The 17,005-nt window shown below is 64.0% G+C and carries 13 protein-coding genes; 5 read left to right on the top strand and 8 right to left on the bottom strand.

Annotation, left to right across the window (positions count from 1 at the left end):
* Position 1: 1 nt before the first annotated feature.
* The 3 genes from H3T92_RS08205 to H3T92_RS04910 all read right to left on the bottom strand — a co-directional run bounded on the left by H3T92_RS08205 (position 2) and on the right by H3T92_RS04910 (position 3,855).
* Entirely contained in the window at positions 2 to 148 is a 147-nt protein-coding gene (locus H3T92_RS08205; RefSeq protein ID WP_232350341.1) for a hypothetical protein, read from the bottom strand.
* Between the two features lie 490 nt (positions 149 to 638).
* Complete coding sequence (locus H3T92_RS04915) at positions 639 to 3,596, bottom strand: InlB B-repeat-containing protein (RefSeq protein WP_232350340.1); 2,958 nt, start codon at positions 3,594 to 3,596, stop codon at positions 639 to 641.
* 112 nt (positions 3,597 to 3,708) lie between these two features.
* On the bottom strand, positions 3,709 to 3,855 hold the full coding sequence (locus H3T92_RS04910; RefSeq protein WP_198189472.1) for a hypothetical protein: 147 nt from the start codon (positions 3,853 to 3,855) through the stop codon (positions 3,709 to 3,711).
* On the opposite strand from H3T92_RS04910, the gene H3T92_RS04905 reads away from it, so the two are divergent.
* Positions 3,850 to 4,089 (top strand): hypothetical protein, encoded by a 240-nt coding sequence (locus tag H3T92_RS04905; protein ID WP_198189471.1) that lies wholly within the window; start codon positions 3,850 to 3,852, stop codon positions 4,087 to 4,089. The genes H3T92_RS04910 and H3T92_RS04905 overlap by 6 nt on opposite strands.
* Before the next feature lie 290 nt (positions 4,090 to 4,379).
* Here the strand turns inward: H3T92_RS04905 and H3T92_RS04900 are convergent, their stop codons facing one another.
* The 4 genes from H3T92_RS04900 to H3T92_RS08190 form a co-directional block, all read right to left on the bottom strand.
* On the bottom strand, positions 4,380 to 7,595 hold the full coding sequence (locus H3T92_RS04900) for an RCC1 domain-containing protein (RefSeq protein WP_332460644.1): 3,216 nt from the start codon (positions 7,593 to 7,595) through the stop codon (positions 4,380 to 4,382).
* Between the two features lie 238 nt (positions 7,596 to 7,833).
* Positions 7,834 to 7,983: a hypothetical protein gene (locus H3T92_RS04895; protein WP_198189469.1), complete on the bottom strand. Its 150-nt coding sequence runs from the start codon at positions 7,981 to 7,983 to the stop codon at positions 7,834 to 7,836.
* Between the two features lie 514 nt (positions 7,984 to 8,497).
* A complete protein-coding gene (locus H3T92_RS08315) occupies positions 8,498 to 11,566 on the bottom strand; it encodes an InlB B-repeat-containing protein (RefSeq protein WP_332460643.1) in 3,069 nt (1,022 codons plus the stop codon).
* Between the two features lie 193 nt (positions 11,567 to 11,759).
* Positions 11,760 to 11,906, bottom strand: coding sequence for a hypothetical protein (locus H3T92_RS08190; RefSeq protein WP_229132988.1), 147 nt, complete (start codon positions 11,904 to 11,906; stop codon positions 11,760 to 11,762).
* A 307-nt stretch (positions 11,907 to 12,213) separates the two neighbouring features.
* On the opposite strand from H3T92_RS08190, the gene H3T92_RS04885 reads away from it, so the two are divergent.
* Complete coding sequence (locus H3T92_RS04885; protein ID WP_024627855.1) at positions 12,214 to 13,053, top strand: aldo/keto reductase; 840 nt, start codon at positions 12,214 to 12,216, stop codon at positions 13,051 to 13,053.
* Positions 13,054 to 13,173: 120 nt separating this feature from the next.
* Here the strand turns inward: H3T92_RS04885 and H3T92_RS04880 are convergent, their stop codons facing one another.
* Positions 13,174 to 13,884, bottom strand: a complete 711-nt coding sequence (locus H3T92_RS04880) for a GTP pyrophosphokinase (RefSeq protein ID WP_045924161.1) — start codon at positions 13,882 to 13,884, stop codon at positions 13,174 to 13,176.
* Positions 13,885 to 14,017: 133 nt separating this feature from the next.
* Here H3T92_RS04880 and miaB point away from each other — a divergent pair, with 133 nt between their 5' ends.
* Genes miaB through H3T92_RS04865 form a run of 3 tightly spaced genes read left to right on the top strand, consistent with a single transcriptional unit; the run spans position 14,018 to position 16,983 of the window.
* Complete coding sequence (gene miaB, locus H3T92_RS04875; RefSeq protein WP_232342004.1) at positions 14,018 to 15,436, top strand: tRNA (N6-isopentenyl adenosine(37)-C2)-methylthiotransferase MiaB; 1,419 nt, start codon at positions 14,018 to 14,020, stop codon at positions 15,434 to 15,436.
* Entirely contained in the window at positions 15,423 to 16,427 is a 1,005-nt protein-coding gene (miaA, locus tag H3T92_RS04870; RefSeq protein ID WP_198189467.1) for a tRNA (adenosine(37)-N6)-dimethylallyltransferase MiaA, read from the top strand. Before miaB ends, miaA begins: the two co-directional genes overlap by 14 nt.
* 34 nt (positions 16,428 to 16,461) lie before the next feature.
* The gene (locus H3T92_RS04865; protein WP_198189466.1) at positions 16,462 to 16,983 is read left to right on the top strand and encodes a MerR family transcriptional regulator; all 522 of its coding nucleotides are present in this window, start codon (positions 16,462 to 16,464) and stop codon (positions 16,981 to 16,983) included.
* The last annotated feature ends 22 nt before the right edge of the window (positions 16,984 to 17,005 follow it).

Below are 17,005 nucleotides of genomic sequence, written 5' to 3'. Positions count from 1 at the left end.
CTTAGCTACGCGAGGGGTCTGACGACCCCCCCCCCCCGGTGAGTATGGGAGCGTCCGCCTGGGCGGATGCGACGCCCAGGCCTGCCAGCAGGCTGATCAGGACGGTCGTCATCGCCAGGATGTGACGCAGACGGGAAACCACATGCATGAAACCAAAACCCCTTCACCAAACATCAAGCGGTATCAACACCGCTGCCTATTAAAGTTCTATCTGTCAACGCCAGCCCTGCATCGGATTGCACAAGCTGTGACGGAAGCCAGCTGTCTTCTCGATATCCCCTGTTTTTCACCCTACCACCCGGTCAGTAGACAACACACGAACCAGAGGTAGTTGCTTGGCGGCAGTGATCCTCTCGGTCAAGAAGAGTCGTTGTTGACAGCGTTATTTGAGAACAGGAACACGGACAGCGTCCGGGCCGGCTCGAGTTGCAAGCCCTATTGCCTGCCCTGCTGTGTTCATCTTCCTTCCTGGGCGGAAACAAGAGAGGTCTGCCTGTATCCCCACAGGCAGAAGTGTGGTGGGGGCGCGGGAGGATGTGTCGGCTCTCTTGGGGTTTGAGCCTTTAAGTGGCACTTTTCCTCCCTGCTCCCCCTTGATGGGCCGGGGGCGGGGGGATTGATACGCCGCCCGGCCGCTCTTACTCGTGCGAAGCATGTGACAGTTGGTGTTGTTCTCTCCGGTGGCGGCGTGAGGCCAGGACCCCGCCCATGCCGGTCATGCCGGTGGCCAGGGCGAGCAGGATGCCTTCCCCGCCTGCCTTGGGGAGCACGCCTGCGGGCAGGTACGTGTATCGGAGGGAGGTGTCCGGGTTTTGGGGTGCGCCGCCCAGCGTGTAGTCGACGCTGACGGTGACCGTGCCCGGCTGGTGCGCGGGCGTGAGCACAGTCACGCTATTACTATCGCCGCGGGTCAGGTTCGTGCCGGCATTGCTGTCGAATCTGACGCCGGTGATCACCAGCTGCAGGTTGAACGACACCGGCACAGGAGCCGACTTGCTGTCTGTGCTGCCGTCGCCGAGCTGGCCATAGCCGTTGGCTCCCCAGGCGTAGGCGTTCCCGTCCGTGCCCATGGCTAGCGAGTGATGGAATCCGGCGCTGACTTGCACGGCTTTCAGTCCTTTGCTCTTGTCGGTGGGGTTGGCGGGGTCGCGCACGCGCACAGGAAGAGACGAATTCCTGGTGGTGTTCTTGCCGAGCTGGCCATCGCTGTTGTTTCCCCAGGCGTAGGCGTATCCGTCGCTGCCCACAGCCAGCGAATGAGTGCATCCGGCGCTGACCTGCAGGTAGGTGAAGTCCGTGGGCAGGTCCGGGTACGTGTTGCGGTCGGGTGTCTTCACTCTGACCGGTGTATTCCGTTGAGTGCCCGTCCCGTTGCCGAGCTGGCCATTGCCGTTGTATCCCCACGCGTAGGCGTTGCCGTCGCTGCCCAGGGCCAGCGAATGATACCATCCGGCGCTGACCTGCACGTAGGTGAAATCCGCAGGCGTGCCTTCAGGCTTGTTGATCCTGACCGGCGTATGCCGTTCGGTGGTTGTCCCGTCGCCGAGCTGGCCATAGTCGTTCCGTCCCCATGCGTAGGTGTTGCCGTCGCTGCCCAGGGCCAGTGAATGATATTGTCCGGCGCTGACCTGCACGTAGGTGAAATCCTGTGGCAGATCCGGATACGTCTCGCGGTCAGGATTTCCCACCATGACCGGCGTAGTCCGATAGGAGGTTGTCCCGTCGCCGAGCTGGCCATACTGGTTGTTTCCCCAGGCGTAGGCGTTCCCGTCGCTGTCTACAGCCAAGGAAAAATTATAGGGACTGTCACCTTGGTTTTCTGATCCGCTGACCTGATTGAATCTGATGCCCCGGCTGGCGCTGTCAGGCGGGGTGATGGTGGTGGATTCCTTGCCCAGCTGGCTGCCCTTGTCGGGGCTGATGCTCCACGTGCTGTTCCGGCCTGCGGGCGACCAGTGGGCGGTCAGGGTCAGGTCCTTGTCGACGGGCTTGCTGAAATCGTAGGCGGCCTGCCCGATGAACCACCCGTCGAACAGGAAGCCTTGGCGCGCCGGGTCGGGGGAGGGCCTCCTCACCCTGCTGTTCGGGGTGGAGAATTGCTGGTCTGCTGGTTCGGGGTTTCCGCCGTCTGTGTCGAATCGGACTGTGAGTGTGGATCTTGGTTCGGCGCCTCTGGTCAGCGTCTGGTCGACCGTGTACATAAGGCTCCTGGTGAAGGGCTGCCCGTCCTGCCTGCCGGTGATGGTGATGGCGGCTGGTCCGGGCTGGTGGGTGGGCATGTCCGCCTGCCATGAATCGTTGTTCCTGCTGAGCGCCAATGCTTGGCCGTCTATGCTGGCTGATTCCAGAGTGGGCGCCTGTGCGGTGTCCAGTCTGGCCGGTTTGCCGGGCTGGCCCTGCTTATCCAGGCTCCAGGTGAACATGTCGCCTTTCGTGCTGAGGGCGATGATCCTACTGTCAGTGCTTGCAGCTTGCACGTACAACTGATTCTCATTGTCCGCGCGCTTGGGCGCTTCGCCCGGCTTCCAGGCCCAGACCTGGCCGTCCTTGCCGACGATGATGGCCTGGTCCTTGTTGGCGGTGATCCTGCTGGCTTTCATGCCTTCTGGCAGATTGACGGCTGTAAGACTGGTCATGTTGTCGGCCAGATGATAGACGCGCCCGTCCGCGTCCAGGAGGAGGAACCCCTGGCTGAGAGCCCGGGCTTGGCTGATGTGTATGCCCGGGTCCTGCTTGATGCGTTCGGGCTCGGCTCTTCCGGTGTTGCTCGTGTCCCAGGTCCAGGCTTGCCTGTCCGCGTCCACGATGAGGGTACAGCTGGTGGATGCGACGGCGAGGACGGCTTGTGCCTGTCCGGGCAGTCTGGTCGTGGCCGGCTCGGTGAGTTTCGGGTTCAGGTTCTGGCTGCTTGTCTGGCCGGTTTGGAGTGCATGGACCCGACCTTGTCGGTCCACTGCCAAGAGACGCTCGTCGTTCATGCTGATGCTCGTGAATTGGGTGTTCGTGCTGGTGTTGAGAGTTATGGGTTCAGTCTGTTGCCTGGTCCAGGTGTAGATGTGCTGGTCGGAGCCCAATGCGGCCTGCCATTGGCTGCCGGCTGCGGCCTGCAGATAGCGGAACCCGTCGGGAGACTGGTCGGGGAGAGGAACCTGCTTGGGTGTGTTGTCTTGTGTCCAGGTGTAGATGCGGCCGTCGCCAGTCAGGCCGACTGTCTGCTCTCCTGCGGCCTGTATATTGCTGAAACGTGGCTCTTGTCTACCGGGTGAACTGATGGTCACTCGTGCGCCGGAAGCAGGGCCGTGGTCCGGGCTCAGCGTCCAGTCTGTGACGTTAGTCCACTGGGCTTTCAGGGTCGTGCTCTTAAGGATGGGGGTCTGGAAGTCAAAGGGCTGGCCGTCGTAAGTCCATCCGTCGAATAGAAAGCCATCACGCACAGGATTCTGTTGCGGGGGAGCGGCGAGGGTGCCGGTTTTCACGGTTGACTGTGTTGGCTTGCTGCCGTCGGCCGGGTCGAAGCGCACTATGTGCGAAGCCTGAGTATCTGTTTTTTCGGCTGGTTTAGCAGGAGCGGAGCCTGCGCTGTCAGGGTTTCCCATAGGTGATGACGGAGTGCCTGACGTGGGGTTTAATGGTGTGGTGGTTTGTATTGGTGAGGGTGTGGGAAGTGGTGTGCTGGTTGCGTTGCTGGGGAGAGTGCCGGGGGTTCCGTCAGCTACGCGAGGGGTCTGACGACCCCCCCCCCCCGGTGAGTATGGGAGCGTCCGCCTGTGCGGATGCGACGCCCAGGCCTGCCAGCAGGCTTAGCAGGACGGTCATCATCGCCATGATGCGACGCAGACGGGAAACCAGATGCATGAAACCAAAACCCCTTCACCAAACACCAAGCGGAATCAACGCCGCTTGCATAATAAAGTTCTTCTTGTCGGAAAGCCGCCCGTTGCTCAATACCAGTCCGCGCAACAGATTATGCGAATCATGGCCGAGGCCGGTTGTCTTTGCGACATCCCCCGCTTTTCACCCTACCACCCAGCCTGCAGACAACACACACGGGCCAAGCCGGTCACCGATGACAATGAATTGTTTGGTTGAGCAAAAGCGTGTGTTTCTGGCGATCATCCGGAACTGGGAGCACAGATGAAGCCCAAGCGGACTTGGGGTCCAAGCCCCCTGGTCGGCGTGCCCGAGTTTCCCTTTCGAGGGCGGAGACGGGGGCATGCATGCCTGCTGTCGACTCCTGTCAGCGGCAGTCGACAGTAGTGTGGTGGTGGGGGCGCGGGAGGAGTGCCGGCTCCCTTGGGGATGAGCCTTGTATGCGGCATTCCTTCGTGCGCCCCCGTTGTAAGCCGGGGGTGGGGGGATTGATCCGCCTCCGGCCTGTCTTACTCGTGCGAAGTATGCAGTAGCCTGTGCCGTTCCCTCCTGTGGCGGCGCGAGGCCAGGACCCCGCCCATGCCGGTCAAACCGGTGGCCAGGGCGAGCAGGATGCCCTCCCCGCCGGCCCTTGGGAGCACGCCTGCAGGCAGATATGTATATCTGAGGGAAGTATCGGGCTTCTGGTGTATGCCGCCCAGCGTGTAGTCCACACTGACTGTGACCGTGCCCGGCACGTGTGCAGGTGTGAGCACGCTGACACTGTTGTCATTGCCATGCGACAGGCCTGATACGACAGTCCGGTCGAATTTGACGCCGGTGATCACCAGCTGCAGGTTGAACACCACCGGCACAGGAACATATGCATTATAGGTGGAGCGGTCGCCGATCTGGCCAAAGGCGTTGTATCCGCAGGCGTATGTGTATCCGTTTGGGCTCACAGCCAGCGAATGATGGTCTCCGGCAATGAACTGTGTGGCTTTTAGTCCTTTGCTCGAGTCGGTGGGGTTGGCGGGGTCGCGCACGTGCACAGGAACAGTTGAAGAGTTGCTGGTGCTGTTGCCAAGCTGGCCAAAGGCGTTGTATCCCCAGGCGTAGGCGTATCCGTCGCTGCCAACGGCCAGTGAATGATAGTATCCGCCGCTCACTTGTACGGCTTGCAGTCCTTTGCTCGTATCGTAGGGGTTGGCGGGGTCGTGCACGCGCAAAGGAACAGGATTCGGATAATGAACGCTGCTGTTGTTGCCGAGGGAGCCATTGCTGCTGTCTCCCCATGCGTAGGCGTATCCGTCGCTGCCCACGGCCAACGAATGATAGGTTCCACAGCTCACCTGTACGGCTTGCAGTCCTTTACTCGTATCGGTGGGGTTGGCGGGGTCGCGTACGCGCACAGGAACAGACGAATCTGCATAGTAATCGTTGCTATTGTTGCCAAGCCGGCCATATTCGTTGTTTCCCCATGCGTAGGCGTATCCGTCGCTGCCCACGGCTAGCGAGTGCTCGTATCCGGCACTGACCTGCACGTATGTGAAGTCCGCCGGCAGGTCAGGATACGTTTTGCGATCGGGCGTCTTCACCCTGACCGGCGTATACCGATAGTTGTTGCTCGTCCCGTCGCCGAGCTGACCAGAGCTGTTGTATCCCCACGCGTAGGTGTTCCCGTCGGCGCCCACGGCCAGCGAATGATAGGTTCCACAGCTCACCTGTACGGCTTGCAGTCCTTTACTCTTATCGTAGGGGCTGTCGGGGTCGCGCACGCGCACAGGGACAGTCGAATACCCGCCGCTGGTCTTATCGCCGAGCTGGCCATTGTCGTTGTTTCCCCATGCGTAGGCGTATCCATCGCTGCCCACGGCCAGGGAATGATAGTATCCGGCACTGACCTGCACATAGGTGAAGTCCGCCGGCAGGTCAGGATACGTTTTGCGATCGGGCATCTTCACCATGACCGGTGTGGTCCGGTTGGTTTTCGTCCCGTCGCCGAGCTGGCCATATTCGTTGTTTCCCCATGCGTAGGCGTTCCCGTCGCTGCCCACAGCCAAGGAAAAACCATAGGAGTAATAACCGTCGTATTTTGATCCGCTGATCTGACTGAACCTGATGCCCCGGCTGGTGTTTGGCGGGGCGATAGTGGTGGATTCGTTGCCCAGTTGACTGCCCTTGTCAGGGCTGATGCTCCACTTGTCGTTCCCGCTTTCGGTCCACTTGGCGGTCAGGGCGAGGTCCTTGGTGACGGGCTTGCTGAAGTCGTAGGCGACTTCGCCTATGAACCATCCGTCGAACTGGAAGCCGTCGCGTGCCGGGTCGGGGGTGGGGCGCTTCACCCTGCCGTATGGGGCGGAGACAGTCTGGGCTGCGGGTTCGGGGCTTCCTCCGTCCGCATTGAAGGTGACGGTGTGGGTCGTGCCCTGCTGGTCGACTCGTGTCAGCGGCTGGTCGACCGTGTAGTTGAGGCTTCTGGTGAAGGGCTGGCCGTCCTGCCTGCCGGCGATGGTGATGGTGGCTAGTCCCGGTTTGTGTGCGGGGATTTCCACCTGCCATGATCTCTCATTTTTGCCGAGCGTGAGTGGCTGGCCGTCCATGCTGGCTGATTCCAGGATGGGGGAGGTGCTGGTGTCGAGTCTGGCTGGCTTGCCGGGCTGACCCTGCTCGTCCAGGCTCCACCTGTATATGTGGCCCTGCCTGCTGATAGCAATGATCCTGTTGCCTGCAGCTGTTGCCTGCACAAACTGCTGGTTCCCGTTGTCCGTGCGCATGGGCGCTTCGCCGGGCTTCCAGGCCCAGAGGCGGCCGTTCGTGCCGACGATCATGGCCTGGTCATTGTTGGTGGCGGCCGAGCTGGCTTTCATGCCTTCTGGCAGCTTGACGGCAGTGGAATCGGCTGCGGTGTTGGCCAGGTACCGGGCTTGCCCGTCCGCGTTCAGAAGGAGAAACCCCTGGTTGAGGGCTTGGGCTTGGACGGTGCGCATGCCGGGCTGCTGTTTGATGCGTGCGGGTTCGGCTTTTCCGGTGTTGTTCTTGTCCCAGGTCCAGGCTTGCCCGTCTGCGTCCAGGGCGAGGATCCGGCTGGCGGAGGCTGCGGCGAGGACGGCCTGCGCCTGCCCCGGCAGCCTGGTTGTGGTTTGCTCGACGGGCTTCTGGTGCGGATTCTGGCTGCCGGTCTGGCTGTCTTGGAAGGCGTGGACCTGTCCCTGCCGGTCCACGGCCAGGAGCCGGTCATCGTTCATGCTGATGCTGGTGAACCTGCTGCTCTGGCTGGTGTCGAGGATCACGGGTGTCGCTTGTTGGCTGTTCCAGGTGTAGAGCTGCTGGTCGGATCCTAATGCGGCCTGCGATCGGCTGCCGACCGTGGCCTGCAGGTAGTGGAACCCGGCAGGAGTCTGCGCGGGGGAGGGAACCTGTTTGGGTGTGCCACCTTGCGGCCATGTGTAGATGCGGCCGTCGCCGGTCAGGCCGACAATCTGGTCTCCTGCGGTTTGGACGCTGACATAGTAGGGTTCCTGCGGGCTGGGCGGGCTGATGGTCAGCCGGGCGCCGGTGGCGGGCCCGTGGTCCGGGCTCAGCGTCCAGTCCGTGGTCTTCGACCACTGGGCTTTCAGGGTCGTGTCCTGGAGGATGGGGGTCTGTAAGTCGAAGGGCTGGCCGTCAAGCGTCCACCCGTCGAACCGGAAGCCCTCGCGCACTGGGTTCTGTTGCGGGGGAGCGGCGAGAGTGCCGGTTTTCACGGTTGATTGAGTAGGCGCGTTCCCGTCAGCAGGGTCGAAGCGCACTATGTGTGAAGTGTGATCATCGGTATCGGATGGCTTGGTTGAAGCGGATCCTGTGTTGTCCGGACTGCTTGTTGATGATTGCGGGGCATTTGGGCTTGGTGTCGTGGAGCTCAGTGGCGAGGAAGGTGTCAGCGGTGATGGCGAGGGCAGTGGAGTGTTTTTTGCGTTGCTGGGGAGAATGCTGGGGGTTTGCTTAGCTACGCGAGGGGTCTGACGACCCCCCCCCCCCGGTGAGTACAGGAGTGTCCGCCGCATTGGCGGACGCGACACCCAGGCCTGCCAGCAGGCCCAGCAGGACGGTCATCATCGCCAACGCGCGACGCAGACGGGAAACCAGATGCATGACTCGTAAACCCCTTCACCAACACCAAGCGGAGCCAGCGGCCCGCTGATCAATGTCTTGTTTGCCGGAAAGCCGTCCTGTCTTTCAACGCCGGACCTGCACCGGATTGCAGGAACTGTGGCGGAAGCCAGCCGTCTTCCCGTTACCCCTGTTTTTCACCATACCACCGGTTTGACAAGCAACACACAAGCCGGATCCGAACGCCCTACGGCTGTGATTGCAGTAATTGGGCATAGTCGGCTGCGTAGGGCAATTATGAGATTGCATGAAAGGGGCTGGCTAGGATCAGGCGGGGATGGCCGCCATGGCGGGGTGGTTGCATGCCCGTATCCCGCCATGGCGGTTGCCCCCTCTCCTGATGTGCCGTCCAGACTTTGCAGGCTGGGCGGAGTGTGGTGGGGGCGCGGGAGGAAAGTGTCGGGCTCTCTTGGGGTTGAGCCTTGTGTGGCACTTGTCCTCCCTGCTCCCCTATGTGGGCCGGGGGCGGGGGGATTGATACGCCGCCCGGCCGTTCTTACTCGTGCGAAGCGTGTGACAGTTGGTGTTGTTCCCTCCGGTGGCGGCGGGATGCCAGCACTCCGCCCATGCCGGTCATGCCGGTGGCCAGGGCGAGCAGGATGCCTTCCCCGCCTGCCTTGGGGAGCACGCCTGCTGGCAGGTATGTGTACCTGAGGGTAGTGTCCGGCGTTTGGGGTGTGCCGCCCAGCGTGTAGTCCACGCTGACCGTGACCATGCCCGGCTGGTGCGCGGGCGTGAACACGCTCACGCTGCCGCCGTCGCCGCGCGTCAGCCCTGATGCGGGGGTCTGGTCGAATCTGACGCCGGTGATCACCAGAGCCAGGTTGAACGACACCGGCACAGGAGCCGACTTGCTGTTTGTGCTGCCGTCGCCGAGCTGGCCATAGGTGTTGTCTCCCCATGCCCAGGCGTTCCCGTCGCTGCCCACGGCCAGGGAATGATGGTATCCGGCGCTGACCTGTTCGGCTTGCAGTCCTTGGCTCGTGTCGGTGGGGCTGGCGGGGTCGCGCACGCGCGCAGGAACATGCGATTCGCTGTAGCTGTTGTTGCCGAGGTTACCAGACGAATTGCATCCCCATGCCCAGGCGTATCCGTCGCTGCCCAGGGCCAGGGAATGATCGCCTCCGGCGCTGACCTGCAGGTAGGTGAAGTCCGCTGGCAGGTCCGGGTAGGTCTTCCGGTCGGGCGTCCTCACCCTGACCGGCGCATACCGTGTGGTGCTCGTCCCGTCGCCGAGCTGGCCACTGCCGTTGTTTCCCCAGGCGTAGGCGTTGCCGTCGCTGCCCAGGGCCAGGGAATGCAGGTATCCGGCGCTGACCTGCAGGTAGGTGAAGTCCGCTGGCAGGTCCGGGTAGGTCTTCCGGTCGGGCGTCTTCACCCTGACCGGCGCATACCGTGTGGTGCTCGTCCCGTCGCCGAGCTGGCCACTGCCGTTGTATCCCCAGGCGTAGGCGTTGCCGTCGCTGCCCAGGGCCAGGGAATGATAGGCTCCGGCGCTGGCCTGCAGGTAGGTGAAGTCCGCTGGCAGGTCCGGGTAGGTCTTCCGGTCGGGCGTCTTCACCCTGACCGGCGTGTACCGGTTGCTGACGGTTGTCCCGTCGCCGAGCTGGCCATTGTAGTTGGATCCCCAGGCGTAAACGTTGCCGTCGCTGCCCACGGCCAGGGAATGATAGCCTCCGGCGCTGGCCTGCATGTAGGTGAAGTCCGCTGGCAGGTCCGGGTACGTGTTGCGGTCGGGCGTCCTCACCCTGACCGGCGCATGCTTGTCGTCTCTCGTCCCGTCGCCGAGCTGGCCATTGCCGTTGTATCCCCAGGCGTAGGCGTTGCCGTCGCTGCCCACCGCCAAGGAAAAACCAGAGCTGGAGTTTGCTGATCCGCTGACCTGGCTGAATCTGATGCCCCGGCTGGCGCTGTCGGGCGGGGTGATGGTCGCAGGCTCCCTGCCCAGCTGGCTGCCCTTGTCGGGGCTGATGCTCCACCTGCTGTTCCGGCTTGCCGGCGTCCAGTGGGCGGCCAGGGTCAGGTCCTTGTCGACGGGCCTGCTGAAATCATAGGCGACCTGACCGGTGAACCATCCGTCGAACAGGTAGCCTTCCCGTACAGGGTCGGGGGAGGGGCGTTTCGCCCTGCCGTACGGGGCGGGGACAGTCTGGTCTGCTGGTTTGGGGTTTCCGCCTCCTGTGTCGAAGCGGACCGTGAACGCGGATCCTGGTTCCGCAGCCCGTGCCGGCGGCTGGTCGACCGTGTACGCAAGGCTCCTGGCGAAAGGCTGCCCGTCCTGCCTGCCCGTGATGAGGATGGCGGCCGGCCCTGGCTTGCGGGCGGGCATGTCCGCCCGCAAGGAGCCGTTGCTCCTGGTGAGCGGCAACGCCTGGCCGTCCAGGCTGGCTGATTCCAGGATGGGCGCTGTAGCTGTGTCGATCCTGGCCGGCTGGCCTGCCTGGCCCTGCCCGTCCAGGCTCCACGCGAGCATGCCGCCTTGCCTGCTGATGGCGCTGATCCTGCTACCGGCAGCGGCGGCCTGCACGTAGGCTTGGTTCCTGCTGTCCGCGCGCTTGGGGGTCTTGCCGGGCTTCCAGGCCCAGACGTGGCCGTCCGCATCAGTGATGACGGCCTGGTCCTTGTTGGCGGCGGTCGAGCTGGCCTGCGCGCCGTCCGGCAGGCTGAGCTGGATCATGGCGGCAGTGCCGTCTGGCAGGTACCGGGCCTGCCCGTCCGCGTCCAGGAGGAGGAACCCCTGGCTGAGGGCCTGGGCTTGGACGATGCGCATGCCCGGGTCCTGCTTGACGCGTGCGGGCTTGGCTTTCCCGAGGTTGCTCATCTCCCAGGTCCAGGCTAGCCCGTCAGCGTCCACGATGAGGATCCGGCTGGCGGAGGCGACGGCGGTGACGGCCTGCGCCTTTCCGGGCAGGCTGATGGCGGCCTGCTGTATAAGTTCCGGGTTCTGGCTGTCGGCCTTGCTGGCCTGATAGGCGTGGACCCGGCCCTGCCGGTCCACCGCCAGCAGCAGGTCGTCGCTCAGGCTGATGCTGGTGAACCTGGCATCCTTGCCGGTGTCGAGGATGGCGGGCGTTGCTTGTCCGCTGTCCCAGGTGTATATCCGCTGGTCGGATCCGATCGCGGCCTGCCGGCGGCTGCCGGCTGCGGCCTGCAGGTAGTGGAACCCGTCGGGGGCCTGGGTGGGGGAGGGAACTGGTTTGGGTGTGCTGTCCTGCGTCCAGGTGTAGATCCGCCCGTCGCCGGCCAGGCCGAGGAACCGGTCTCCAGCGGCTTGGATGCTGGTGAACTGAGGTTCCTGCCTGTCGGGCGGGCTGATGGTCAGCCGGGCGCCGGTGGCGGGCCCGTGGTCCGGGTTCAGCGTCCAGTCCGTGGTCTTGGTCCACTGGGCTTTCAGGGTCGTGTCCTGGAGGATGGGGGTCTGCAAGTCGAAAGGCTGGCCGTCGAGCGTCCACCCGTCAAGCAGGAAACCATCACGCACTGGGTTCTGTTGCGGGGGTGTGGCGAGGGTGCCGGTTTTCACGGTTGACTGTGTGGGTTTGCTGCCGTCGGCCGGGTCGAAACGCACTATGTGCGAAGCCTGACCATCCCTCTTTTCGGCTGGCTTGGCCTGGGCGGCATCTGTGCTGCCAGGTGTTCCCGTCGTCGATGATGGGGTTCCTGGATTTGCTGTTGGGTTTAACGGTGTGGCAGCTTGTATCGGCGATGGCGAGGATAGCGGGGTTTCTGGAGTGTTGCTGGGGGGAATGCCGGGGGTTTGCTCAGCTACGCGAGGGGTCTGACGACCCCCCCCCCCCGGTGAGGATGGGAGCGTCCGCCTGGGCGGATGCGACGCCCAGGCCGGCCAGCATTCCCAGCAGGACGGTCGTCATCGCCAGGATGCGGCGCAGACGGGAAACCAGATGCATGAAACCAAAACCCCTTCACCAAACACCAAACGGTATCAACGCCGCTTGCATAACAAAGTTCTTCTTGTCGGAAAGCCGCCTATTGCTCAATACCAGCCCGTGCAACAGACTGCATGAGTCACGACAAAAGCCAGCCGTCTTCTCGACATCCCCCGCCTTTCACCCTACCACCCAGCCAGAAAACAACACACGAGATGCAAATGCACAGCGGTAGGCCTAAGCAACAGCTCCTCCCATCTTGCCTGGCAGATAGAATGAATAGACAATACGTCACGGCCGCTGATCGGCCGATAAGGAGCATGACTATATGACCGGAAACGTTACCGACACCGTCATCACCCTCAACAATGGGGTCAGCATTCCCCAGCTGGGGCTCGGGGTCTTCCAAACACCCGATGGCGAGGCCACCAGCCAGGCCGTCACCTGGGCCCTGCAGGCTGGCTATCGCCACATCGACACAGCCATGATCTACGGCAACGAGCAGTCCGTGGGGGAGGGTCTGCGCCGCTCCGGGGTTGACCGGCGGGATGTTTTCCTGACCACCAAGCTCTGGAATGACGACATCCGTGCAGGGCGGGCCAAGGAAGCCTTCAAGGAGAGCCTGGACCGGCTGGGCGTGGACTACCTGGACCTCTACCTGATCCACTGGCCCGCCAAGGGCTGGCAGCAGGCCTGGGAGGACATGGAGGAGCTCTACACCCAGCGGCGGGTGCGGGCCATCGGGGTCTGCAACTTCCAGAAGCACCACCTGGACGAGCTGCACACCATCAGCGGCACCAAGCCGGCGGTCGACCAGATCGAGTCCTCGCCCCAGTTCGTCAACGACGACCTGATCGACTACTGCCATGGCACCCTGCGCGTGGATGTGGAGGCCTACAGCCCCCTGGGCGGCACCGGCGGCAACCTGCTGGCCGACCCCAGGCTCAAGGCCATGGCCGAGCGTTACGACCGTTCCCCGGCGCAGATCGTGCTTCGCTGGCACCTGCAGCGCGGGGTCATCGTCATCCCCAAGTCCACCCACAAGGAGCGGATCGAGCAGAACGCGCAGGTCTTCGACTTCGAGCTGAGCGATGAGGATATGAAGGCCATCACCGCCATGAACAGGGACGAGCGCACCGGTGCGGATCCCGACAACTTCGACTTCTGAAGGATGGTGGTACAGGAGGAGACCCGACCTTGCAGGCGGGGCCTCCTCCTGGGACCCGGCGGAAGCCCCAACCCTTCCACCTGGCCTGGTTTCTATGGTAAAGGATTTGTGACGATTCAGCTAATCGGCATTGCCGCTGATGGCTTCGTCGTCGGCCTCCTGCTCCTGGGGCGAACCTGAGATGTCGCGGTGGATGGACTGCATCTGCACCTCGATGTTCTGCAGGGAGCGGGCGCAGTCCAGCAGGGTCTGCGAATGCTCGGCCAGGCGGGCGTCGGGCAGGTCGGACTTGTAGCGCAGCTGGTGCTCCAGGGAGGCCCAGTAATCCATGGCGATGGTGCGGAACTGCACCTCGACCGGCGTGTAGTGGGGGCCCGAGGTCAGGAAGACCGGCACGGCGTAGATGACGTGCAGGCTGCGGTAGCCGTTCATCTTGGGGTTGCGGATGTAGTCCTTGACCCTCAGCACCTGGATGTCCGACTGGTCGGAGAGGTAGCGGGAGACCGAGTAGACGTCGTCCCGGTAGTTGCAGATGACGCGCACGCCGGCCACGTCGAAGATGTGATCGCGCACCGAGGGGATGGTGACGGGCAGGTTCTTGCGGTGCAGCTTGCCGATCAGGGAGTCCACGCTCTTGAGCCGGCGCTCCATGTGGTGGATGGGGTTGTGGCTGAAACGGACCTGGAATTCCGTGTCCAGTACGTCCAGCTTGGTCGAAATCTCGTACATGGCCCCCTCGTAGGTCTGCATGAGATTGACGAATTCCGTTATCTCGTCGATGTCCAGCTTGGGACGGTCCTTTTCGTCCAAGTCCGACAGTCGCTGCTTCATTTCGGATGCGCTCATGGCACTGTTACGGTCGAGTATCACATGAACCTCCCATGCTGCCGTTCGTAACCATGACTCATGGTACGCACAGGCCCCGATGGCCGCGGGACCCGACCTGCGCATACAATCAGGGCTTATGGAAGCAGGCGAGGGCATGAGCGTGACCGCTCAGCGTAAGGACAGCAGGGGCGTCTACTATGTGCGGACCCTGGGCTGCCAGATGAACGAGCACGATTCCGAGCGGATCGCCGGGGTGCTCCGGGCCCAGGGCTACCAGCAGGCCACGCCCGAGCAGGTACGCGCGCGCGAGGTGGACGTGATGGTGCTCAACACCTGCGCCGTGCGCGACAACGCCACCCAGCGCATGTACGGGACCATCGGGCGCTGGCACAGGTTCAAGCAGCACAAGCCCGACACGCGCATCGCCGTGGGCGGCTGCATGGCCCAGAAGGACCGGGAGCGGATTGTGAAGGCGGCGCCCTGGGTGGATGCGGTCTTCGGCACCAGGGACATCGGCTCACTGCCCGGGCTTTTGGACAAGGCCCGCAAGGACGGGCGGCCCCAGGTGGGGGTTACGCAGGAACTGCGGGATCTGCCCGGGCGGCTGCCGGCGGTCAGGGCCTCGCGCTCGCAGGCCTGGGTGTCCATATCGGTCGGCTGCAACAACACCTGCACCTTCTGCATCGTGCCCTCGGTGCGCGGGCGGGAGCGGGACCGGTCCATGGACGACATCCTGCAGGAGGTTGAGGACTGCGTGCGCTCCGGTGCCCGCCAGGTGACGCTGCTGGGGCAGAACGTCAACTCCTACGGCTGGTCCACGGGGGACCGCTACGCCTTCGCCCGGCTCCTGCGGGCCTGCGGACAGGTGCCCGGGCTGGAGCGGATCCGCTTCACCTCGCCCCATCCGGCGGCCTTCACCGACGATGTGATCGCCGCCATGGCCGAGACGCCCACGGTCATGCACCAGCTGCACATGCCCCTGCAGTCGGGCTCAGACCGGATTCTGCGGGCTATGCGGCGCTCCTACCGGTCCCAGCGCTTTCTGCAGATCCTGGACAAGGTGCGGGCTGCCATGCCCGATGCCCTGATCACCACCGACATCATCGTGGGCTTCCCCGGGGAAACCGAAGAGGACTTCCAGGCCACCATGGATGTAGTGCGCCGGGCGCGCTTCTCGTCGGCCTTCATCTTTGAGTATTCGCCCAGGCCCGGCACGCCGGCCGCCCGCATGTCCCAGCTGCCCAAGGCCGTGGTCCAGGACCGGTTCGAGCGGCTGCAGGCCCTGCAGGAGTCCATCACCATGGAGCACATGCAGGACTTTCTGGGCAAAGAGGTGGAAGTGCTGATCGGCGACGGGCACGGTCGGCACGACGGCAGCACCCATCGGGTGACCGGGCATGAGCGCACTGGGGTGCTGGTCCACGTCGGCGTGCCCCAGGGGATGCCTGCGCCTAAGCCCGGGGACCTGGTCACCTGCACCGTCACCCAGGCCGGGCCCCACTATTTGATCGCTGACCCGGATCCCCGGGCGGGGCAGGTCTATGTCATCCGCTGAACCCCGCATCGTCTCCATCGTGGGTCCCACAGCCTCGGGCAAGACGGCCCTGGGCGTGGCCCTGGCACAGGCTCTCCAGGCGCGCGGGCAGGAGGCTCATATCGTCAATGCCGATGCCTACCAGATGTACCGGGGGATGGATGTGGGCACGGCCAAGCCTTCGGCAGGGGAGCGGCAGGCGGTGGTCCACCACCTGATCGACATCATCGAGCCGGAGGAGGCCATGAGCGTGGCCCGCTTCCAGGCCATGGCCCGGTCCTTGATAGCCGACCTGCGGGCGCAGGGAATCCGGCCCATTCTCGTCGGCGGCTCCGGGCTCTATACCCGGGCGGTCATCGACGATCTGTCCTTCCCCGGCACCGACCCGGCGGTCAGGGCCAGGCTGGAGGAGCGGGCCCAAAAGGAGGGCCCCGGGCTGCTCTTCCGCCAGCTGGAGGAGCGGGACCCGGAGGCTGCGGCCAGGATGGACCCTCGGAATGTGCGGCGGACCGTGCGGGCTCTGGAGGTCATGGAGATCACCGGACGGCCCTATTCGGCCAGTCTGCCCCGGTACCGCTACCTGCTGCCCGCCCTGCAGCTGGGGCTGGACCTGCCCCGGGAGGAGCTGGACCGCAGGATCGACCGACGCACCCAGGCCATGCGGGACCAGGGGCTGGTCGATGAGGTGAGCGGGCTGCGCAACCGCCTGGGAACCACGGCCTCACGCGCCCTGGGCTATCAGCAGATTCTGGACTATTTGGACGGCCGCACCGACCTGGATGCCGCCTTCGAGCTGATAGCGCAGAAGACCAAGCGCCTGGCCCGCAAGCAGATGGGCTGGTTCGGCCGGGATCCGCGCATCCACTGGCTGAATGCCCTGGCCCCGGACCTGGCCCGGCAGGCCCTGGACCTGGTGGACCAGGCCGACCAAGGCTGCTTCGACCAGGCGGACGCCCAGGCCGACCAGTCGGACCAGGGGAGGGTGACCCGACACCATCTGGGCGCGCTTTGACTTCAAGTACTTGAAGTTCCTAGGCTGGACGGGTATGACCACCATCACGCAGCCCCAGGCTGAAACCCAGACCGCCCAAAGCCAGCCCGACCAGGAATCAGGGCCCTGGTACACCATCCGCCAGGCCTCGCTCATGTCGGGGATGCCGGAGACCACCCTGCGCTATTACGAGACCATCGGCATCATTCCGCCCATCGCCAGGGATCCCTCGAGCGGCCACCGCTGCTACAGCCAGGAGGATCTGGATCTGCTGGAGACCATCTCCTGCCTGAGCGCCACGGGCATGTCCCTGGAGCACATGCGGGAGTATCTGGGCAACCGCGCTGGGGGAGCCCAGGCCGCCGGACGGCAGATCGAACTCCTGGACGAGCAGGGACGGCGGCTGGACCAGCGGATGGCCGACCTGCAGGCGCGGAAGCGCTATGTGCAGCTCAAAATACAATACTGGGGTCACGTCCGCGACCACGACCAGGCCGGGGCGACAGAACTGATCAACCAGAGTGCCCAGATCATCGAGGCCGCCAAGCGCAGCGGCAACGAGCGGCTGGCAGGCTGAGGCTGCCGGGCTGAGGGTGTCG

The organism is Bifidobacterium sp. W8112 (genome assembly GCF_016101425.1).
Classification (GTDB): Bacteria; Actinomycetota; Actinomycetes; order Actinomycetales; family Bifidobacteriaceae; genus Bombiscardovia; species Bombiscardovia apousia.
Note: the sequence above shows the minus strand (reverse complement) of the source record. Positions and strands in the feature narration are given on the sequence as shown.